This window comes from Streptomyces sp. NWU339, from assembly GCF_003143855.1.
In the GTDB taxonomy this organism is placed as follows: Bacteria; Actinomycetota; Actinomycetes; order Streptomycetales; family Streptomycetaceae; genus Streptomyces.
In genome coordinates this window covers 1-18,819 of the sequence record NZ_QFRK01000043.1, presented here as the reverse complement: position 1 = coordinate 18,819, position 18,819 = coordinate 1, and the positions used below count along the sequence as shown (strand labels likewise).

The window sequence follows — 18,819 nt, the reverse complement described above, 5'->3', positions numbered from 1 at the left end:
TCCCGGGGGCACGGGACCACCGGCGCCAGTGGGGGGTCACGTCCGGTACAGCGCGTCGACATCCTCCGCGAAGTCCTGGAGCACCCGACTGCGCCGGACCTTCAGGGTCGGGGTGAGATAGCCGTGGGCCTCGGTGAGGTCGCCGGGCAAGACCCTGAACCTGCGCATCCGCTCGGCCTGACTGACGGTCGCATTGGCCTCGTCGATCGCCGTCTGCAGCCGGGCAAGCAGGTCGGGGTCGTCGCGAAGCTGTGCGGGGGTGGCGGCCGCCGACTTGCCGGCGCTTCTCTTCCAGGCCGCCAGCCCCTCCTCGTCGAGAGTGATCAGGCCGGCGATGAACGGGCGCTGATCGCCGACGGCCACCACCTGGCTGATCAGAGGGTGGGTGCGCAGACGGTCCTCCAGCTCCGCGGGGAGGACGTTCTTCCCGCCGGCAGTGACGATGATCTCCTTCTTGCGGCCCGAGATGGTCAGGAATCCGTCGTCGTCCAGGGTGCCGACATCTCCGGTGTACAGCCAGCCATCGGCGCTCAGCGTCTCCTTCGTGACCGGTTCGTTTCGCCAGTAGCCCGGGAACACCACGGGGCCGCGGAGCAGGATCTCACCGTCGTCGGCGATCCGGACCGTGACGCCGGGCAGCGGCTGCCCGACTGAACCGATCTTGACCGCGGAGGGCATGTTGACCGTGGCGGCGGCGCTGGTTTCGGTCAGCCCGTAGCCCTCGAGTACGGTCACGCCGATGCCTCGGTAGAAGTGGCCAAGACGGGCGCCGAGCGGAGCGCCGCCGCTGATGGCGTAGGTGACCCGCCCGCCGAGAGCCGCCCGCAGCTTGCGGTAGACGAGCCTGTCGAACAGGCGGTGGGCCAGTGTGAGCCGTCGGCCGGGGGCCCCTTGCTCCAATGCCTGGCTGTAGCGGACAGCGACCTGCTCAGCACGCTTGAAGATGCCGCCGCGGCGCTGCGCCTCGGCGCGCTGCTGGGCTCGGGCGTAGACCTTCTCGAGCACCCTGGGCACCGCCAGGATGAACGTCGGCCGCAGCGCGGCCAGGTGGTCGGGCAGGCGGGCGAGGTCGGCGGTGTGAGCCAGGCGGACGCCGTGCTCGACACAGGCCACCTGAATCACCCGGGCGAACACGTGCGCCAACGGCAAGAACAGCACCGTCGAGGCGTCGTAGCCGAAGATCTCCCGTAGCGCCGCGATCGCGGCACGGGCCTCATAGAGCAGGTTGCCGTGGGTGAGTACGCACCCCTTGGGCCGGCCGGTGGTGCCGGAGGTGTAGATGATGGTGGCGGTGTCGTCCGCGCGGACCGCACCGCGGCGCTCGTCGACCTGGGAGTCGGTTACTCCGGCGCCCTCCTGCCGCAACCGAGAAAGATCACCGGCGTCGATCTGCCACACCTGCTCCAGCAGGGGAAGGTCCACCTGGATGTCCTCAAGTCGGTGGCGGTGATCCGACGTCTCGACCACCATCGCGACGGCCTCGGAGTCCTCCAGCACCCACCGGATCTGCTCGGCCGAGGAGGTGTCGTAGATCGGCACCGGCACCGCACCGATCGTCCACAGGGCATAGTCGGTCAGAGTCCACTCGTAGCTGGTCTCGGCCAGCAGAGCGACCCGGTCGCCGGGCTGGATCCCGGCAGCGAGGAAACCCGCCGCGAGGGCGCGCACATCGCTCGCGAACCGCGCGGCGGTCACGCGCTCCCAGCCACTTCCCGTCGGCCGGTCGAACAGGACAAGCTTGGGCCGGTCGCCTCGGAACACCGCGTTGGCCAGCTGGTCTTGCGGCGGAATCCGGATCGCGGACGGGCTCTCGTACTCGCGCATAACCGTAGTTTCGGCGCATATCGGGACGTGCACCATTCGGCGCAGCCGAAGGGTGCACGGCCTTCTTGCCTCTTGCGAACGCCGACACGCGTTCATGGTGTGCGCCGGGACGAATTACCGGATTGCAGCGAGACGTCACGATACATTCACTTTTCGAGGACAGCCAGATCGAACCTGTTCGTCAGGTTTCGGCGCTGAGCCCGAGGGGGCGGGCTCACAGGACGCGCGAGGGAGGAGGACCGGGTGCGGGTTCGGGACCTCGCCGATGCCACCCCCGCGCGCCGTGACCGCTATGTCGACTTTCTACGGGCGTTCGCCATCGTCATGGTGGTGATCGGCCACTGGCTGGCCGTGATGATCACATTTCGGGACGGTCGGCTGGGCGGGGAGCACGCGCTCGCTGTTCTGCCGTGGACGCACTGGCTCACCTGGCTGTTCCAGGTGATGGGGATCTTCTTCCTGGTCGGCGGCTACGCCAACGCCGCATCCTGGACCTCGGCCTGTAGGCGCGGGGACAGCTACGCCGACTGGCTGGGATCGCGTGCGGACCGGCTGCTGCGGCCGACGACGGTGTTCATCGTGGTCGGGGTTGCGGTCGCCGCGGCTGCCCGGCTGGCAGGCGTTGATCCGGGGTTGGTGCGGCTGGCCGCCTGGGTGGTGGCCATCTCGCTGTGGTTCCTCGCCGTCTATCTGGTGGTCGTCGCCCTGACCCCCGCGATGCTGGACACCCACCGACGCTGGAGCCTGGCCGTCCCGGCGGCCCTCACCGTGGCCGCCGCCGGCTTCGACGCCCTGCGGCTGAGCACGGGCGTCGGCTACCTCGGTGCCGCCAACTTCCTGGTCGTCTGGCTGGTCCTTCCCTCACTTGGCTTCGCCTGGCACGACGGCACCCTGACCCATCCTCCGGCCAGCCCCTGGCTGCTGTTCCTCGGCGGGTCGGCCGCGCTGGTCGCGCTGACGACGATCGGGCCGTATCCGGTCAGTATGGTCGGCGTGCCCGGGGCTGAGGTGCAGAACACCTCGCCGCCGACAGTCGCGCTGCTCTCCCTGTCCGTGGCCCAGACCGGTCTGGCCCTGCTGCTCGCCGGGCCATTGCGTCCCTGGCTGCGTCGACAGCGGGTCTGGATGGCGGTGATCGCCGTCAACGGGGGGATCATGACGCTGTTCCTGTGGCACATGGTCCCTGTGCTCGTGGCCGCGCTGGCGCTCTACCCGACCGGCATCATGCCCCAACCGGAGATCGGATCGGCGAGCTGGTTCGCCTGGCGGCCGGTGTGGGTGGCGATCTGCGCACTGCTGCTCGGGGCCCTCGTAACGGTGTTCGCACGCTTCGAACGTCCGCGCCACAGGGCGTCGACGGCCACCCGTTCCGCCACCCGGGCGGTCCTCGGCGCCGACAGAGGTGCGAGGCGGCTCGCCGTCGTCCTGGTGCTGGTCGGCACGGCCGCGACCTGCGCCGGCATCATCCAGCTCACCGTCGGCGGCTTCCAAGGCGCAGGGCCCGCGGGTGTCCCCCTGGCGGCCCTGATGATTTACCTGGCGGGACTGGTCGCGTTCTGGGCAGCGCGCCGCGTACGGACATCGCTCCCTGCGCCCGACGCCGCTGGGCACCACGAGTGACAGAGTCCGGCCGCACGAGGCTCTCCTGTCCGCTCACTCATCCACCGCGCCCCCCTGCTCCACCGTCCAAGAATCAGCACGGCGTTTCAGCTTCAGATTCATCAGGCGGCGGTCGAGCTGGTGGCGGGGAGGCGGATGCCGCGCTCGGGAGGCACCCATAGCCCCGCGATGTCGGCGCCACAGCGCCGGCCGGCGCACTGCTGTGGTCAGCAGATACGCCGCGTCATGGATGGACGACGGGCTGCCAGGCCGAGGCGGAGCGGCCGCCACACCCATAGCGTCTTCCCGCGCCCAGCAGAGTGATTTCGGGTATGCCGGTCGGGCGCGGGCCGACGTGCCGCCCGAAGCGCTGCGTGCCTTGTCGCTACCTTCCAGTGAGGCCGAGGCAGGCACTCCGGCTTGTCCATGCAGCAACGAGGAGTTGACCATTCATGGCCGTGTGCGAGGTTTGCCAAAACGACTACGAGAGCTCGTTCGAAGTGCACGCCGCAGGAGCAGTCCACACCTTCGACAGCATCGAGTGCGCCGCCCAGAAGATGGCACCGGTCTGCGACAACTGCCAGTGCCGCATCCTCGGCCACGGCCTGCAAGCGGACGGGCAGTACTTCTGCTGTGCGCACTGCGCCCGCCAGAAGGGCTTCGCGCAACTCGTGGATCACGCCTGACGGACGACGGATCCCGCGGTGGCCGTCGACAGGGAGGCGTTGGTGACCTCACTCGTCACCCGTAGGGTCAGCCCGCCGTCCGCCGTCCGCCGTCCGGCGCACCCGCACCGGTAAGGGCGAAGCCACGAACACTTGCTGGTGCGCGAGCAGCCGGGTGAGATGCGGTGCGCTGTGTCCGGCTCGGCGAGGCACTGCGGCAGGCACACCGCGACCTGGACGACTGCCGGCGGCTGCTGGGCCATGCCCTTCAGCTTGCCGCCAGGGTGCAGCACGCGCACCCTGGCCTTGTGACGCGGTCTCACGGCACGCTGGCGCACCGGCTCATCGTCGACCATCTCGTCGACGGGCGGATGGAACCAGGACACGAGGTCGGCTGCGGATCGACCAGACTCTCACTCAGGACGCCACCGGCACCATGGTGATGCAGGAACTGGAGGCCCTCAGCCTGGACCTGGTCCGTACCGAGGTCAGCGTCCAGTACGTCGACCACAACCTGCTCCAGGCAGACGAGCGCAACGCCGAGGACCACGCCTTCCTGCGCTCCGCCTGCCGCCGCTTCGGCATCTGGTACTCCAAGCCCGGCAACGGTGTCTCCCACCCCRCCCATATGCAACGCTTCGGCGTTCCCGGCAAGACGCTGGCCGGATCGGACTCGCATACCTGCGCTGCCGGGTCGCTCGGCATGCTCGCGTTGGGCACCGGTGGCCTGGAGGTCGCGCTCTCCATGGCCGGACGGCCCCTGCACGTGACCATGCCGGAGATCTGGGGCATCCGCCTGACCGGCCACCTGTCGGAGTGGGTGAGCGCCAAGGACGGGTGCTGGAGATGTTGCGACGGCACGGCGTCAAGGGGGCGGTCAACCGGATCCTGGAGTACCACGGCCCGGGCCTGGCGGGTCTGACCGGGCACTGTCACGTTGACTGACCAGGTGGGATGATCTTCTGGTTGGTCATGCCGGGGAGGGATCGTCCGTGGACAGCGCGCCACCGTCGTACCAGGGGCACCGGTACCCGGTGGAGATCATCTCCCACTGTGTGTGGCTCTACCACCGCTTCCCGCTGTCGTTCCGGGAGGTCGAGGAGCTGCTGCTCGAGCGCGGCGTGCTCGTCTCCCACGAGACGGTCCGCCGCTGGTGCGCGAAGTTCGGGCAGGCCTACGCGAACGGCCTGCGCCGTCGGCGACCCCGGCCCGGCGATAAGTGGCATCTGGACGAGGTCTTCGTCAGGATCAACGGAGAGCGGAAGTACCTGTGGCGGGCCGTGGACGCCGACGGCAACGTGCTGGACATCCTCGTGCAGAACCGCCGGGACACGGCCGCGGCCAGGCGCTTCTTCCGCAGGCTGCTGAAGAGGGCCGGTGCGGTGCCGCGGGTGGTCATCACCGACAAGCTGCGTTCCTACGGCGCGGCCCACCGCGAGGTCATGCCCTCGGTCGAGCACCGCTCGCACAAAGGCCTGAACAACCGGGCCGAGAATTCCCACCAGCCGACGAGGCAGCGCGAACGCGCCATGAAAGGTTTCCGCTCGGTCGGCGGGGCCCAGCGGTTCCTGGCCGCGTTCAGCGGCATCTCACCCCGCTTCCGGCCCCGCCGCCACCTGATGACCGCCGCCCACTACCGCGCCGAGATGACCGTCCGCTTCGCGATCTGGGATCAGGTCACCGGCGTCGCCGGCCTGTCTGCCGCGGCCTGAGCCCAGGGCCGGCACCCGGCCCCACCACACCTCGACACACCGTCAGATACCTGCACACCCAACAACGTGACAACGCCGGTCAAGGGACTGACCGAACAGCTCAACGAGGTCCAGGACGATCTCGCGGGTGCGCGGGAGAGCCTGCGCCGCATGATCCGGGCTGAGAACTCGGCCAACACCGGGCAGTGACCGGCGCCCGGCACACGAAGTGGCGGCACTCCTACGGTGTGCCGCCACTGGCACCGCGATATCGACCGAGGCGTTCCTGAGGCCGTCTCCGCCCGACGGACGGCGTTACGGGTTGCTGCCTTCTTCGCCAGCCGAGTCGAGGGCACGCAGAGCGTCATCCCACTCCGGACCCATAGGGATACCCAGGGATGGAGGTGCGTCGATGATGACAGGGTCGTAGTCCCGCCGCTTCGGCTCCGAACGGGATGACGACGAGTCGACATCGATGATCCGCACGCCGGGATAGCGCTGGGCGAAGAGCATGGCCAGCTCGACAGAGGTGGTGGTCTTGCCGGGGAGAGGGCGATGGTGATCCGAATACATGCGGGCCACCGCCTCGAGAACCTCTGAAGGCACTTGGTCACCAGCACGCTCCGCGTCCAACTGCGGTGCGGGTTCTTCCTCAACAGCGCGTCGGGCTGCGGCGTACCGGGTGCCGGGGTGCTCGGCCATGTACTGACGTACCTTGCGGTCGAGCTCGCGGTCACGGGGGTGGGTCATGAGGTGTTCCTTCCATCCGGCCAACGGCCCCACGCGTCGCGGCCGACGAAGGGGTTCACGTCATGCCGATGGAGCGCGCGAGTCCTGGACTCTTGGCCTCAAGCGGTCCCAACGGCGTGGGCGGGGACCTGGACAACGGGCGTGGCGCGGATCTGCCCGCGACAACTCTACCGGACTGCTCCTCACGCTCAAGAGGGAACGGCCCAGCCAAAGCCAAGGATGCCGCTTCTCAGGCGACGAGCTCGCTCGTCCGCAAGCACCTCAAGCCCGGCACGCGACTCCGCCTCATCCGCCCGCTGCGCTTCAGCGACGACACCGAACGCGACACCTTCACCTACACCCGTACCGGCGGCCGCCGCCAGGGCCGCCTCACCCACGGCTCGGCGTTGTCACGTTGTTGGGTGTGCAGGTATCTGACGGTGTGTCGAGGTGTGGTGGGGCCGGGTGCCGGCCCTGGGCTCAGGCCGCGGCAGACAGGCCGGCGACGCCGGTGACCTGATCCCAGATCGCGAAGCGGACGGTCATCTCGGCGCGGTAGTGGGCGGCGGTCATCAGGTGGCGGCGGGGTCGGAAGTGGGGGGAGATGCCGCTGAACGCGGCCAGGAACCGCTGGGCTGCGCCGACACTGCGGAAGCCCTTCATGGCGCGTTCGCGCTGCCTCGTCGGCTGGTGGGAATTCTCGGCCCGGTTGTTCAGGCCTTTGTGGGAGCGGTGCTCCACGGAGGGCATCACCTGGCGGTGGACGGCGCCGTAGGAGCGGAGCTTGTCAGTGACGATCACCCGCGGCACCGTGCGGGTCGTCTTCAGCAGGCGCCGGAAGAACCGCCGGGCCGCAGCGGTGTCCCGCCGGTTCTGCACGAGGATGTCGAGGACGGTGCCGTCCTGGTCGACGGCCCGCCACAGGTACTTCTGCTCTCCATTGATCCTGATGAAGACCTCGTCCAGATGCCACGTGTCCCCGGGCCGGGGCCGCCTCCGGCGCAGGCCGTTGGCGTAGGCCTGCCCGAACTTCGCGCACCAGCGCCGGATCGTCTCGTACGAGACGAGCACGCCGCGCTCGAGCATCAGCTCCTCGACCTCGCGGAACGACAGCGGGAAGCGGAAGTACAGCCACACGCAGTGGGAGATCACCTCGACCGGGTACCGGTGCCCCTGGTACGACGGCGACGCGGACGACACGAGCGATCCCCCTGTCCGGCACGATCAACTCCAAGATCATCCCACCCGGTCAATCAACGTGACAGTGCCCTCTTCCGCGTCGGCGCGGGCGGTCTGGCGGCGGTAGAGGACCTCGCCGTCGGGTTGTCGAGCGCGGCGGTCAGCGTCTGTTCACCGTCGCGCCTCAGGCACCGCCACGCCGTCACGCCCTCGCCCCGCTCGCGCAGCTGCTCCCAGGTGGTGACGAGGGGCACGGCCTGGCCGTAGTCGAGGGGCATGATCCCTCGGTGGTGGGTGTCGCCTCGACCTCCACGCGTACCCCCGCGGACGACATCGCCACGGGTGCCCGCCATCCCAGCACCTCCTCTGGCGCAGAGAACTCCAATGGCTCGGACGCCCTCCGCCTGCGCACCCGCTTTTCGCCGGAGCCACGCTCCTCTTGACCGCCGCCCGCTGAGAAGGGGTGGCAGCCGCACCAGCGATACTGGATACATGGATGCGACGATCACCGCCCCCCGCGCCGAGGTACTGCGGCACCGCTACCGCAGCCGGCTGCCCGAGCGCCTGCAGGAGCTGGCCGGCCCCATCGAGGGCACCGTCGACCTGCCGCTGCACATCGTCTGGTCCGGGCGCACGAGCTACAGCCTGGACCGCCCGAAGTCCCGCATGACGCTCTACCGGACCGTCCTCGCCGAGGGCCTGCGTGAGGACCTGGCAACCTTCCTGCACCACCGGCTGCTGGCCGAGCAGTGGCCCGTGCTGCGCCGCCTGGTCAGCCCCTACATCCGCGAGGTCTGGGAGGACGCCTTCCCCGAGCTGCCCCGCACCGCTCCGACCGATGCGACCGCCGCGTGAAGCTCACTCCGCTCCACGAGCGTCTCCTCGCCGACATCCTCGACCTCGGCTCCCCCTACCCTCTGGTCCTCACCGGCGGGTACGCCGTGCAGGCTCACGGCCTGGTCGAGCGCTTCAGCCGTGACCTCGACGTCGCCACCGAGAACCCCGCCCCGATGGACGAGATCGTCGCCTCACTCACAGCAGGCCTCAGCGCGCGCGGATGGCGGACCACGCATGTCCAGACCGACCCGCTCAGCGGCCGGTTCCTCGTCACCGATTCGGACACCGGCGAGGAGTGCGAGGTCGACGTCCTCAAGGAGGCGTTCTGGGCCCCGCCCGCCCAGACCCCCTACGGCCCCGTCCTCTCCCTCGACGACGTGATCGGCACCAAGGTCCGCGCCCTCGCCGACCGCGGCACCGTCCGCGACCTCATCGACGTCCAGGCCGCCTCCCGCCACCGCTCCACCGCCGACCTCGAATCCCTGGGCCGCCGCCGCGCCCACGACGAGTTCAGCCTCGAAGACCTCCGGGACCGGCTCACCGGTGCGGACTGGTACGAGGACGAGGACTACACCGCGTACGGGCTCACCTCCCGGCAGATCGAAGAACTCAAAACGTGGGCGCTGGAGTGGGCGGAGGACCTGGGCGCGCGGATCCACGACGAGAACGCCTGACCCTGGATCCACCGGGCGGATCCTGGTGAGCTTTTCCGGTTGATTCCGGCGCGGGTTTCCGCTGGTGGGTGTGGGTGATCGCCGGGTGGCCGTCCCGGTGGCGGGGTCTCCGAGGTCCTTGGTCGCGGGCGGGCAGGGCGGCGAGGGGTCAGGTCCGCAGGCGGCAGCCGACGGCCGTCCACAACGTCTCGAAGGCGTCTTGCCAGGGCCAGCGCTCGGGCAAGTGGAAGGTCTGGGTGCGTCCACGGACGGCCAGCCTTGCCGGGACGGCGATCAGGTGGCGGCGGATGGTGCCGGTGCGGGCCCTGGCGTGGAAAGCGGAGGCCAGGGCGCCCAGGGCGCGGGTGAGGTTGTGCGCGAGCGTGGCCAGGGTGAGCCAGGCCGCGTTCGCGGTGAACTTCCCCGACGGCAGGTGCCCGAGCGCCGAGTCCTCAAGATCGGCGAAGACCTGCTCCACGATCGCGTGCGCGCGGTGGCACTTCTCGGCCTCCACCAGTTCGAAGGGGCTGTCGGTGAACACCGCGTGGAAGCGCCAGGTCTTGAACAACTCGCCCTGTCCGTCCGGAACATGGGCATCGTTCAGGCGCTTGACGCGGCGGATGAGCAGCCGAGCGGTCGTGTGGTACTTCTTGGCCTTGCCGGTGAACGCGGTGTACTCCACCTCGGCGACCTCCGCGTCCGAGATCCAGCGCTGCTCGTCGGCGTCCCAGATCGCCTTGGGGTACTGGACCGGCGTCCAGGCGTCCTCGGGGATCGCGGCGATGGCCTGGCGGACCTTCTTGCGTTGCGCGACCGCCAGGGAGAACCGCGCCTTCGCGCGGCGGCAGACGGCCACGACCTTGTGGGAGAAGAACGCCGAGTCGGCACGGACGACGACCATGCCGGTGGCGCCCATCGCCCGTACCTGGGCCAGGGCCTCGGCGATCAGATGAGCGGCGCCCTTGGCGGAGCCGGCCGAGCCCTTGCGCAGGCGGGATGCCACGATCACCGGAGCCGCGAGCGGGGTGGAGGCGGTGACGAGCTGGAAGTGCAAGCCTTTGACCTTGGTGTATCCGTGCTCGGCGCCCTGCTTGGCGGCCCCGTAGACCTGCTTCACCTTCGAGTCGATGTCCAGGTAGACGACCTGGTCGCCGCCCGGCAGCAGGCTGCAGTGCTCGGCCAGGTTGCACGTGAACGCCCGTGCTGCGGACTCCAGTTGACGTACGTGGCCCCAGGTGAAAGCGCGCAGGAAGCTGCCCAGCGTGGACGGCGCCCGCACCCCGGCGAACGCCTTCGCCATCGCGCCGTGCCGCAGCACGCCCACGTCGTCGATGCTGTCCGCCCCCACGAGCATGCCCGCGACCAGCGACATCGCCTTCGCGTCCGGCGCGGCCCCGGCTCCGTTGCCCGCCCCGGCCAGCCGCACCTTCTCCCGCATCAGCTCTGGCAGGGCGCACCGCTCGGCCAGGCGAACCGCCGCGGCCACCCCGCCATGAGCGAGCAGGTTCGGATCATCGAACGCGGCGAAGACCGCCGCACGGCTATGGGAGGATTTCACTTACGAGGTGCCTTGCTGGTTGGGCCGGATAGAAGTGTAGGAACTCCCATCTTCCCAGCTCAGCGGGCACCTCTCTGCGTCAGCCTCGTCCCGCCTCGATCACCGATCGGTGGATCCAGGCTGACAGCAGGCCGTACCCCTTTTCCGTCGGCGTGCTCACGCACTGGTCGTGACAGCGAGGGGCTCGGCCCGGACGGTCTTGCCGCCGGGCGGGCAGGGGACGGTGTCCCAGTGGTCGTCGCGGGCGGCCACGCGGCGCCAGCCAGCACCCTCTCTGCGTGATCGTTTCGCTGGTGTACCAGGGGACCCAGGAACTGCTGTCCGTCCCGGCGGTGCTGTTGCGCCGCGACACCTCCAGGGACGCCGCGCCACTCGTGCCGCGGCACGAGCACGCCGCGCCGCGCCGGCAGCCGGCCGGCCCGGCCCGCTACGCGCCGGCCGACCGGTTCCGGCGCGCGGCGCTGGCCGCACTGCTGCTCCGGCGGCCTTGGGCGCACGGTCTTCCCGGCCACCCCCGGCACGCTCCTGGCCCGGCACCGCCGGTGCAAGGTGATCACCTCTCGGCGGAGGACTCCATAGGGCTTCAGCCCGGGGTCCGCTTCTGCAACGGGAGTCTGGCCATCAATCTTGAGGTCTTGTGAAGCCACGTCCACTCACGACAGCCCAGCGGTCACGGGGCAACTTCGTACTCCACGACCGTGTCCAGACAGGCCTCAGCGAGCTTGACCAGCGCGGCCCGCTCCTTGTCGTCGGCGGTCAGCTGCCACCGCAGCTTGGTTCCGGTCCAGTCCGCGGCGTAGGTGCAGTAGGCACTCTCGGCCGGCGGGAGCCAGGCGGCCGGGTCCCTGTCGGCCTTGGAACGGTTCGTCTTCGCGGTGACCGCGACCAGCGAGCGCTGGGCGCCGAGATCGTTGGCGTAGGCCTGGCGGCGCTCGGGCGTCCAGGCGTAGGCGCCGCTGTCCCACGCCTCGGCGAGCGGCACCACGTGGTCGATGTCCAGCTTGCCCGCTTCGGTGACCTCGACCTCGTCGTAGTACGACCTCCACACCCCGCCGCTCAGCGCGCACCGCTCCCCCTGCCCGGGCTTCGTGGTGGCCTCCTCGATCAGGACCTCGGCCCGGGTGGGGCAGCCGTCGCCGTCCTCGTCGACCCAGTGCTTGAAGCTGTCCCGCTCGTAGCCGTCCCGCTGCTCGACCCCGTCCGGGATCTTCGCGATGGCGTCCGCGAGCAACAGGCCACCTTCGGCAAGCCCGCCTGGCGCGCCGGAGGGTGCGGGCTTACCGGGGAGCGCGCTGGAGTTCGGGGAGTCGGGCTTTGCGTCGTCTTCGATGACTTGCGGGGTGCAGCCCACCAGCAAGACGCCCAGGAGCGCGGTGGCAAGCGGTATGAGATGGCGACGGGTCACGGTCGTGCTCCTGGAGGCGAGACAGCGGTAGCCCCTCATACTCCCAGGTCAGCCGCGATGGGTGACAGGAGGTCATATGTACTGGCCGTAGCCCGGATCCGGTGTGCCAGGGTTCGGCTGGCGCGCCACCTGCCGGCGCAGGACCCACCGCTACGGCCGCGGCGGCAGCCCGCTGTGCCAGTGGTGCACGGCCCCGGTGCAGAAGAAGTGGGGGGCTGGCCGTGTGCCACCTCAGCACGCGTGCCTGACGCCCACCGGCAGACGGGATCAGGCCAGCCCTGGACTCGGTCGGGTGAACCCGCTCTCGAGCGCAGAACCTCTGCCGGTGCCGGGACGTACTGCCAGGCATGGAACCGATCCACGCAACGCACCTGGCAGAGCCCGGGCTGGTCGTCGTCGACGTCGCGGCCGCCGATGACCGCACCGCCTTCGCCTTCCAGCAGGCGCTGGCCTCCCGGTGGGCCACCGCCATCACCGACCGCACCACCCGCGACCCGGAACAGCCCGGTGTGCGGCTGCGCTGCTACCTGAACCTGCGCCAGGACGCCACCACCGAATCGGCACCCGCCACATCCGGCTGACCAGCCACTCCCGCACAGCGGGGAAAGCTCAGGCCAGCAAAGCAACCGACGCCGCGCCGAGGAGGAGGCCGGGTGACGGCAAGGGCGGCAAACGCTCCCCTCACCACCTCGGCACCCATGTCCTTCACCACTCCCCCTCGTGGTCATCACCTGTTCGGTATGCTCCGGGTCGCTCTATTGGCACCACTGAGGGGGGATTCCTCATGCGCATCCGCCGCACCCTGCCCGCCGCCGCAACCGCCGCAGCCGTCACCGCGCTCAGCCTCGCCGCGGCCGATCCTGCGCAGGCCGCCGAGTACTCCTCGGCCCTGAAGATCAAGGGCATCCAGTACGACGCCCCGGGACGCGACTCCAACAAGTGCTCGGGTGGCAACACCCACAAGGAGTACCTGACGATCAAGAACTACTCGAAGACGGCGAARGTGAACCTGAAGGGCTACGTCGTCAAGGACGCCGCCGGCAACAMGTTCACCTTCAAGAACAGCCACACCCTCGAGCCCGGYGACTACGTSCACCTGCGCGGCGGCCGSGGCACCGACTCCGACGCCAAGAACGTCGCCTACCGCCAGAACTGCAACTTCATCTGGAACAACGACAAGGACACCATCTACTTCTMCAAGCCCTCCGGMGCCCGCGCCGACGTCCAYGCCTACACCAAGAAGGCCAACGACCGCGACGGCAACGGCTACATCACCTACCACGGCTGACCGCGGACCGCCCCGGTGAGGCCGGCCGCCGGGCAATCACTCCCGGGGCCGGCCCCATGCCTGCCGGACCACCGCAGCCGGCCGAAGGAAGCAGGAAGCCGTGCCGGCCCCGGGCGCCGTGGCCGGCATGACAGCCGGCGGCAACTCATCGCCGCGCCGAGACCCCCTGGGCCAGCACGCTCATGGCCGTCGCGGATGCCGACGTGCGGCGAGCAACGGCGGCTGCCCCGGCTGCCGTGTGCGATACACCCCGCAGGGCTGGGGCGGGCAGGACACCGAAACCGCCCTCGGCCTCGATCCCGGCCAGGCCTGACACCATCGACCGGCGCGCCCCGATCCGAGCGGTGTTCCGCCGGGACGGGGCGCGCCGACCGTTCCGGAGCCCTGAACGACGCGTCGGACCCCTCGCCCCCATGGAAGGCGGGCCAGGAACCGGAGCAGGCCCGCGCTCGGCCCCCGGTTTTTCCCTGCCCACCGAACCACTTGTACGAAGACGAAACGGACTTCTTGTGAGCACTGCTGGCTCAGGCGGACGGATCCAGGCCTCCCGCCCCGGTGACCCTTCACGCATCGGCCCGTACCGGATCATCGGCCGGCTCGGCTCGGGTGGCATGGGAACCGTTCACGCCGGACTCGCCCCCGACGGGCTTCGGGTCGCGGTCAAGGTGATCCACTCCGCACAGGCCGAGGACGCCGACTTCCGGGCCCGGTTCCGCCGCGAGGTGGAACTCTCCCGCCGGGTGCAGGGCCCGTGCCTCATACCGCTACTCGCGGCCGAGCCTGAGGCGAGCCCTCCGTGGCTGGCCACCGCCTATGCCCCCGGCCCCACCCTCAACCAGCACCTGGCCGACCGCGGACCGCTGACGGGCGGAACCCTGTACGCCTTCGCGGCCGGCACCGCCCAGGCGCTGGCCGCCATCCACGCGGCCGGTGTCGTCCACCGGGACATCAAGCCGCAGAACGTCCTCCTCACCCCCGCCTGCCCCCGCGTCCTGGACTTCGGCATCGCCCACGCCACCGACGGCACGAGCATCACCCGGACCGGTGTCATGACCGGCACCCCCGGCTGGATCAGCCCCGAGCACTACCGCACCGGCACCGCCGGGCCCGCGGGCGACATGTTCGCCTGGGGTGCGCTGGTTGCCTACGCCGCCACCGGCCGTCTCCCCTTCGGCACCGGTGCTCCGGACGTGGTCGCGTTCCGCGTCATGTCGGGCGAGCCCGACCTCGACGGCATGCCCGGGAAGTTGCGGGAGATCGTGGAGAAGTGCCTCGCGAAGGAGCCCGCCGACCGGACGAACGCCGCCTCGGCGGCGGAGGAGTGCGCGTTGCTTCTCGCCTCGCAGGACACGCAGGTCCTCGGAGACGGCGCGGGACTGGAACCCACCCGCGTCGGTGAACTGGTCACGGCCCAGTGGGACATGCCGCCCCTGGACGACCCCGCCTGGCCCCTCCCGCCCACGCGCTCCCGAAGACGCACGGTCGCGGCGATCCTCGCGGCCGCGGCCGTCGTCGGCGGCATCGCCGGCGGTGCCCTCGCCCTCCCCTCCGGCACGGAGAACACCACGCACGACGCCGCCGACGCACAGGTCACGCCCGGGGAGACGAACGCCCCGCGCACCGGCCCTGCCCCATCGGGCACCGGCACGGCGAAGCCGTCGGCCGACCCCCGTACGGTCGGCATCCCGAAGGACCCGCTGCTCGGGGTGTCCGATCCCGCCTACACACGGGCCGACGACCCCGCTCAGCCCAGTTACGACGAGTGGAGGGCGAGCACAGCCGCGGCCGGTCCGGAGGAGAAGGACGTCGAGGAGGCCATCCGGAAGGACATGACGTCCATGCTCGCCACGAAGGACATGGACTTCATGAAGCCCATCGTCACGTTCAACAGGCGGGCCCAGACGGTGATGGTCACCGGCGGCCCGATCTCCACGCTGACCGACGACTACAAGGAGGTGTTCGGCAGGACAGGGGCGATGGCCGCCTGCACCGCCCTCGCCCACCGCCTCGAGGGCGCCCCTACCACCTGGCCCTACGGCCGCTACTACGTCCTGTGGAAGGACTTCGACGGCCAGACGGAACCGACCTTCCTCGACTTCGGGCAGGCGACCGCCGGCTGCCTCCCGGAGACCGCGGGACAGTGGCAGGGAGGCGAGGCCGGTCTCGCGACCGCCGCCATGCCGAGCAGCGACAAGGCCGAAATCCGCGTCGCGGACACCGTCGTCGAAGCCGTCAGGACAGCTTGGAACACCAGAGCCGCCGGCGGGCAGCACGGCCTGATTCCCTTCGGCAGGGACGACTCCATCAGTCTCGGCTTCGATCCCGTTGAAAAGGCCGCCTACGTGTGGGCCTGGGACGACCCGGGTGCGCTCGTGGGCCGCGCTCAGAAGAGCCAGTTCCAGCAACTCGTCTCCAAGACCGTCTGCCAGGAGATGGCCGCCGAGTACGACAGAAACGAGAACTGGAACTACACCCGCTGGTCGGTGGCGGTCTATCAGGGGAACAGCGGCGTGGCGGAATTCATCGGCTCGGGCACCTGCACCGCGGACTGAGCGGTGCAGAGACGTGCCCGTTCGAGGATGGCCAGTTCAAGCGGTCGGCGCATCAACGCTGTTCAGGAGATCAGCGTAGACCTCTGCCGGAGTGCGGTAGCCGTGGGTCTTGTGCGGACGATGGTTGAGCTCATGGGCGATGGCGTCCAGGTCGGCCTGGCGGAACGTGCGGAGGTCCGCACCCTTGGCGAGGTACTGCCGCAGCAGCCGGTTGGTGGGTGCTGTCACGTTGGCTGACCGGGTGGGATGATCTTCGGATTGGTCATGGTGGAGGGGGACCGTCCGTGGACAGCGCGTCGCCGTCGTACAAGGGGCACCGGTACCCGATCGAGGTGATCTCCCACTGCGTGTGGCGGTACTTCCGCTTCCCGCTCAGCTTTCGCGAGGTGGAGGAGCTGATGCTCCAGCGCGGCGTGCTCGTCTCCCATGAGACCGTCCGCCGCTGGTGTGCGAAGTTCGGGCAGGCCTACGCCAACGGACTGCGCCGCCGCCGGCCCCGGCCCGGGGATAAATGGCATCTGGACGAGGTCTTCGTCAGGATCAACGGAGAGCGGAAGTACCTGTGGCGGGCCGTCGACCAGGACGGCAACGTCCTGGACATCCTCGTGCAAAGTCGCCGGGACAAGGCCGCCGCCAGGCGCTTCTTCCGCCACCTGATGAAGAAGACGCGCGCGGTGCCGCGGATGGTCGTCACGGACAGGTTCCGCTCCTACGTCGCGGCCCACCGCGAGGTCATGCCCTCCGTCGAGCACCGGCAGTCGAAGTACCTCAACAACCGGGCGGAGAACAGCCACCAGCCCACCCGGCAGCGGGAACGCGCGATGAAGGGCTTCCGCAGCGTGGGCGGGGCCCAGCGGTTTCTGTCCGCGTTCAGCGGCATCTCACCGCACTTCCGGCCCCGCCGCCACCTGATGGCCGCACCCGACTACCGAGCCGAGATGATCCTCCGCTTCGCCATCTGGGAGCAGGTCACTGGCGTCGCCGGCCAGCCCACCACGGCCTGACCACCGGCCCGGGCCGCGGGCCCACCACGCCCCGACACACCATCAGACAGTCACGCACCCAACAACGTGACAACGCCGTTCATGGGACTTCGACACTCACATGATCACCGAGACCGTGCCTGCACTGCGTTTGCCCCCTGCCCGAACCGGGACGTCCGCCCCAGGGCCAGACCAGCCCGATGTTCCGGACCGATCGCGATCATGCAACGGCCCCTGGTCTGCGACGCATGGCCGACCTGCCCGCCAACGTGACGGTGATCTCCCAGCACAGAACCCGGGCCACGGACTCACTGCCCTACGCTGCCCCGCTCGGACCCGTCTCCATCGCTGTCGACCAGCACCGCCGACACCGCAGGTAATCACCAGCAACCGCGGGGCCGTTCAGTGTGCTGATGTCCAGGATTCCTTGTCTCCGTAGCGAGAAGCCTCCCTGAACGCCGTCGGAGGCATCCCCCTCCACCGCTTGAAGGCCATCGTGAAGCTAGCCGGATCCGTGTAGCCCAGCTTGCGGGATATTTCCGATACAGAGGGCACTGTCACGTTGACTGACCAGGTGGGATGATCTTCTGGTTGGTCATGCCGGGGAGGGATCGTCCGTGGACAGCGCGCCACCGTCGTACAAGGGGCACCGGTACCCGGTGGAGATCATCTCCCACTGTGTGTGGCTCTACCACCGCTTCCCGCTGTCGTTCCGGGAGGTCGAGGAGCTGCTGCCCGGGCGCGGCGTGTTCGTCTCCCACGAGACGGTCCGCCGCTGGTGCGCCAAGTTTGGGCAGGCCTACGCCAACGGACTGCATCGCCGCCGACCTCGGCCCGGGGATAAATGGCATCTGGACGAGGTCTTCGTCAGGATCAACGGAGAGCGGAAGTACCTGTGGCGGGCCGTGGACCAGGACGGCAACGTGCTGGACATCCTCGTGCAGAACCGCCGGGACAAGGCCGCGGCCAGGCGCTTCTTCCGCAGGCTGCTGAAGAGGACCGGTGCGGTGCCGCGGGTGGTCATCACCGACAAGCTGCGTTCCTACGGCGCGGCCCACCGCGAGGTCCTGCCCTCGGTCGAGCACCGCTCGCACAAAGGCCTGAACAACCGGGCCGAGAACAGTCACCAGCCCACCCGGCAGCGCGAACGCGCCATGAAAGGTTTCCGCTCGGTCGGCGGGGCCCAGCGGTTCCTGGCCGCGTTCAGCGGCATCTCACCCCACTTCCGGCCCCGCCGCCACCTGATGACCGCCACCGCTTACCGAGCCGAGATGACCCTCCGCTTCGCCATCTGGGAGCAGGTCACCGGCGCCGCCAGCCGGCCCACCACGGCCTGAGCACAGGCCCCGAACCGGGCCCCAACACGCTCCGACGCACCATCAGACAGTCACGCACCCAACAACGTGACAACACCCAAGGAGACCTACTTCCAGGACAACGGCCGCCGCGCCGGCCAGCTGGAGGAGGTCCGCTTCACGGACATCGAGCACCTGGAGTTCGACCTGTAGCAGCCGTGCCCCGAACAGCCCGCGAGCCGACGGGGTCCGGGGAGTATCCGGGCAGGGATGCCCGCCACGGCGTTTCGTTTCCTGAATGCTTCGGTGCCCCGGTCAGCGGCCCTGGCGGAACGGGTGGTACGCCTCACAGGGCTCTTCGCCGGTCTCTCCGCGGCGACGCCGTTCGGCCCGGTACGCGGTCCAGGCGAGTTCACCCGGCACGGTGGAACGCCAGGGTGTTTGGGTGCGGTCGCAGGACTCGGCGTGCTCCGGGTCGCCGCAGTGGGCTTTGAGCCCACTGCCGTGCTTCTCGACGTCCGCGAGGACGGCGAATGGGAGCCCGGACACGCACGCGGAGCG

General features: G+C 69.7%; 23 protein-coding genes and 1 pseudogene. 14 read left to right on the top strand and 10 right to left on the bottom strand.

Going from position 1 to position 18,819, the window contains the following annotated elements:
- Positions 1 to 36: 36 nt before the first annotated feature.
- Entirely contained in the window at positions 37 to 1,824 is a 1,788-nt protein-coding gene (locus tag DIZ27_RS33875) for a long-chain fatty acid--CoA ligase (RefSeq protein ID WP_181383817.1), read from the bottom strand.
- A 243-nt stretch (positions 1,825 to 2,067) separates the two neighbouring features.
- On the opposite strand from DIZ27_RS33875, the gene DIZ27_RS33870 reads away from it, so the two are divergent.
- Together DIZ27_RS33870 and DIZ27_RS33865 are read left to right on the top strand one after the other, a co-directional pair.
- Positions 2,068 to 3,444 (top strand): acyltransferase, encoded by a 1,377-nt coding sequence (locus DIZ27_RS33870; protein WP_109382241.1) that lies wholly within the window; start codon positions 2,068 to 2,070, stop codon positions 3,442 to 3,444.
- A 431-nt stretch (positions 3,445 to 3,875) separates the two neighbouring features.
- The gene (locus tag DIZ27_RS33865; protein WP_109382240.1) at positions 3,876 to 4,109 is read left to right on the top strand and encodes a hypothetical protein; all 234 of its coding nucleotides are present in this window, start codon (positions 3,876 to 3,878) and stop codon (positions 4,107 to 4,109) included.
- Here DIZ27_RS33865 and DIZ27_RS45295 read toward each other — a convergent pair.
- Complete coding sequence (locus DIZ27_RS45295; protein WP_181383824.1) at positions 4,100 to 4,474, bottom strand: hypothetical protein; 375 nt, start codon at positions 4,472 to 4,474, stop codon at positions 4,100 to 4,102. The genes DIZ27_RS33865 and DIZ27_RS45295 overlap by 10 nt on opposite strands.
- Here DIZ27_RS45295 and DIZ27_RS33860 point away from each other — a divergent pair.
- From DIZ27_RS33860 to DIZ27_RS47695, 3 genes and pseudogenes are all read left to right on the top strand, one after another.
- Positions 4,460 to 5,012: pseudogene (locus DIZ27_RS33860) on the top strand (aconitase family protein); the annotation flags it as partial. The gene DIZ27_RS45295 and the pseudogene DIZ27_RS33860 sit on opposite strands and share 15 nt — an antisense overlap.
- Positions 5,013 to 5,080: 68 nt before the next feature.
- Positions 5,081 to 5,800, top strand: a complete 720-nt coding sequence (locus DIZ27_RS33855) for an IS6 family transposase (RefSeq protein WP_109382239.1) — start codon at positions 5,081 to 5,083, stop codon at positions 5,798 to 5,800.
- Positions 5,801 to 5,866: 66 nt separating this feature from the next.
- A complete protein-coding gene (locus DIZ27_RS47695; protein WP_258308664.1) occupies positions 5,867 to 5,989 on the top strand; it encodes a hypothetical protein in 123 nt (40 codons plus the stop codon).
- 105 nt (positions 5,990 to 6,094) lie between these two features.
- On the opposite strand, the gene DIZ27_RS33850 is transcribed toward DIZ27_RS47695, so the two are convergent.
- Positions 6,095 to 6,529, bottom strand: a complete 435-nt coding sequence (locus DIZ27_RS33850; protein ID WP_109382238.1) for a ParA family protein — start codon at positions 6,527 to 6,529, stop codon at positions 6,095 to 6,097.
- Between the two features lie 62 nt (positions 6,530 to 6,591).
- On the opposite strand from DIZ27_RS33850, the gene DIZ27_RS48935 reads away from it, so the two are divergent.
- Entirely contained in the window at positions 6,592 to 7,023 is a 432-nt protein-coding gene (locus DIZ27_RS48935; protein ID WP_375232033.1) for a hypothetical protein, read from the top strand.
- On the opposite strand, the gene DIZ27_RS33845 is transcribed toward DIZ27_RS48935, so the two are convergent.
- Complete coding sequence (locus DIZ27_RS33845; protein ID WP_109382237.1) at positions 6,989 to 7,708, bottom strand: IS6 family transposase; 720 nt, start codon at positions 7,706 to 7,708, stop codon at positions 6,989 to 6,991. The genes DIZ27_RS48935 and DIZ27_RS33845 overlap by 35 nt on opposite strands.
- 53 nt (positions 7,709 to 7,761) lie before the next feature.
- Complete coding sequence (locus DIZ27_RS33840; protein WP_181383816.1) at positions 7,762 to 7,965, bottom strand: hypothetical protein; 204 nt, start codon at positions 7,963 to 7,965, stop codon at positions 7,762 to 7,764.
- 214 nt (positions 7,966 to 8,179) lie between these two features.
- Here DIZ27_RS33840 and DIZ27_RS33835 point away from each other — a divergent pair, with 214 nt between their 5' ends.
- Together DIZ27_RS33835 and DIZ27_RS33830 are read left to right on the top strand one after the other, a co-directional pair.
- Positions 8,180 to 8,542: a hypothetical protein gene (locus tag DIZ27_RS33835; protein ID WP_109382236.1), complete on the top strand. Its 363-nt coding sequence runs from the start codon at positions 8,180 to 8,182 to the stop codon at positions 8,540 to 8,542.
- Positions 8,539 to 9,198 (top strand): nucleotidyl transferase AbiEii/AbiGii toxin family protein, encoded by a 660-nt coding sequence (locus DIZ27_RS33830; RefSeq protein WP_109382235.1) that lies wholly within the window; start codon positions 8,539 to 8,541, stop codon positions 9,196 to 9,198. Before DIZ27_RS33835 ends, DIZ27_RS33830 begins: the two co-directional genes overlap by 4 nt.
- Before the next feature lie 148 nt (positions 9,199 to 9,346).
- Here the strand turns inward: DIZ27_RS33830 and DIZ27_RS33825 are convergent, their stop codons facing one another.
- Positions 9,347 to 10,735, bottom strand: coding sequence for an IS1380 family transposase (locus tag DIZ27_RS33825; protein WP_109382234.1), 1,389 nt, complete (start codon positions 10,733 to 10,735; stop codon positions 9,347 to 9,349).
- 278 nt (positions 10,736 to 11,013) lie between these two features.
- On the opposite strand from DIZ27_RS33825, the gene DIZ27_RS33820 reads away from it, so the two are divergent.
- Positions 11,014 to 11,376 carry a hypothetical protein gene (locus tag DIZ27_RS33820; RefSeq protein ID WP_258308663.1) on the top strand — a complete coding sequence of 121 codons (363 nt, stop codon included), beginning with the start codon at positions 11,014 to 11,016 and terminating at the stop codon, positions 11,374 to 11,376.
- A gap of 29 nt (positions 11,377 to 11,405) precedes the next feature.
- Here DIZ27_RS33820 and DIZ27_RS33815 read toward each other — a convergent pair whose 3' ends face one another.
- On the bottom strand, positions 11,406 to 12,140 hold the full coding sequence (locus tag DIZ27_RS33815) for an HNH endonuclease family protein (protein WP_258308662.1): 735 nt from the start codon (positions 12,138 to 12,140) through the stop codon (positions 11,406 to 11,408).
- A 347-nt stretch (positions 12,141 to 12,487) separates the two neighbouring features.
- Here DIZ27_RS33815 and DIZ27_RS33805 point away from each other — a divergent pair, with 347 nt between their 5' ends.
- From DIZ27_RS33805 to DIZ27_RS33795, 3 genes are all read left to right on the top strand, one after another.
- Positions 12,488 to 12,721, top strand: a complete 234-nt coding sequence (locus DIZ27_RS33805) for a DUF6207 family protein (RefSeq protein WP_109382231.1) — start codon at positions 12,488 to 12,490, stop codon at positions 12,719 to 12,721.
- Positions 12,722 to 12,924: 203 nt separating this feature from the next.
- Entirely contained in the window at positions 12,925 to 13,428 is a 504-nt protein-coding gene (locus DIZ27_RS33800) for a lamin tail domain-containing protein (RefSeq protein WP_109382230.1), read from the top strand.
- A 413-nt stretch (positions 13,429 to 13,841) separates the two neighbouring features.
- Positions 13,842 to 15,980 (top strand): serine/threonine-protein kinase, encoded by a 2,139-nt coding sequence (locus tag DIZ27_RS33795; RefSeq protein WP_109382229.1) that lies wholly within the window; start codon positions 13,842 to 13,844, stop codon positions 15,978 to 15,980.
- A gap of 36 nt (positions 15,981 to 16,016) precedes the next feature.
- Here the strand turns inward: DIZ27_RS33795 and DIZ27_RS33790 are convergent, their stop codons facing one another.
- On the bottom strand, positions 16,017 to 16,208 hold the full coding sequence (locus DIZ27_RS33790; RefSeq protein WP_219933679.1) for a hypothetical protein: 192 nt from the start codon (positions 16,206 to 16,208) through the stop codon (positions 16,017 to 16,019).
- A gap of 56 nt (positions 16,209 to 16,264) precedes the next feature.
- On the opposite strand from DIZ27_RS33790, the gene DIZ27_RS33785 reads away from it, so the two are divergent.
- Positions 16,265 to 16,984 (top strand): IS6 family transposase, encoded by a 720-nt coding sequence (locus DIZ27_RS33785; RefSeq protein WP_109382228.1) that lies wholly within the window; start codon positions 16,265 to 16,267, stop codon positions 16,982 to 16,984.
- A 381-nt stretch (positions 16,985 to 17,365) separates the two neighbouring features.
- Here the strand turns inward: DIZ27_RS33785 and DIZ27_RS48930 are convergent, their stop codons facing one another.
- The gene (locus tag DIZ27_RS48930; RefSeq protein ID WP_375232034.1) at positions 17,366 to 17,518 is read right to left on the bottom strand and encodes a helix-turn-helix domain-containing protein; all 153 of its coding nucleotides are present in this window, start codon (positions 17,516 to 17,518) and stop codon (positions 17,366 to 17,368) included.
- Positions 17,519 to 17,580: 62 nt separating this feature from the next.
- Here DIZ27_RS48930 and DIZ27_RS33780 point away from each other — a divergent pair, with 62 nt between their 5' ends.
- Positions 17,581 to 18,300, top strand: a complete 720-nt coding sequence (locus DIZ27_RS33780; protein ID WP_109382227.1) for an IS6 family transposase — start codon at positions 17,581 to 17,583, stop codon at positions 18,298 to 18,300.
- Between the two features lie 273 nt (positions 18,301 to 18,573).
- Here DIZ27_RS33780 and DIZ27_RS33775 read toward each other — a convergent pair.
- Positions 18,574 to 18,819: hypothetical protein (locus DIZ27_RS33775; RefSeq protein ID WP_219933678.1), on the bottom strand; the 246-nt coding region annotated here is incomplete at its 5' end.

Excerpts from the sequence above, each read along its gene's own strand:
- DIZ27_RS33875 (WP_181383817.1), bottom strand. The coding sequence starts at position 1,824 with ATGCGCGAGTACGAGAGCCCGTCCGCGATCCGGATTCCGCCGCAAGAC.
- DIZ27_RS33865 (WP_109382240.1), top strand. The coding sequence starts at position 3,876 with ATGGCCGTGTGCGAGGTTTGCCAAAACGACTACGAGAGCTCGTTCGAA.
- DIZ27_RS33850 (WP_109382238.1), bottom strand. The coding sequence starts at position 6,529 with ATGACCCACCCCCGTGACCGCGAGCTCGACCGCAAGGTACGTCAGTAC.
- DIZ27_RS48935 (WP_375232033.1), top strand. The coding sequence starts at position 6,592 with ATGCCGATGGAGCGCGCGAGTCCTGGACTCTTGGCCTCAAGCGGTCCC.
- DIZ27_RS33840 (WP_181383816.1), bottom strand. The coding sequence starts at position 7,965 with ATGCCCCTCGACTACGGCCAGGCCGTGCCCCTCGTCACCACCTGGGAG.
- DIZ27_RS33835 (WP_109382236.1), top strand. The coding sequence starts at position 8,180 with ATGGATGCGACGATCACCGCCCCCCGCGCCGAGGTACTGCGGCACCGC.
- DIZ27_RS33805 (WP_109382231.1), top strand. The coding sequence starts at position 12,488 with ATGGAACCGATCCACGCAACGCACCTGGCAGAGCCCGGGCTGGTCGTC.
- DIZ27_RS33795 (WP_109382229.1), top strand. The coding sequence starts at position 13,842 with ATGGAAGGCGGGCCAGGAACCGGAGCAGGCCCGCGCTCGGCCCCCGGT.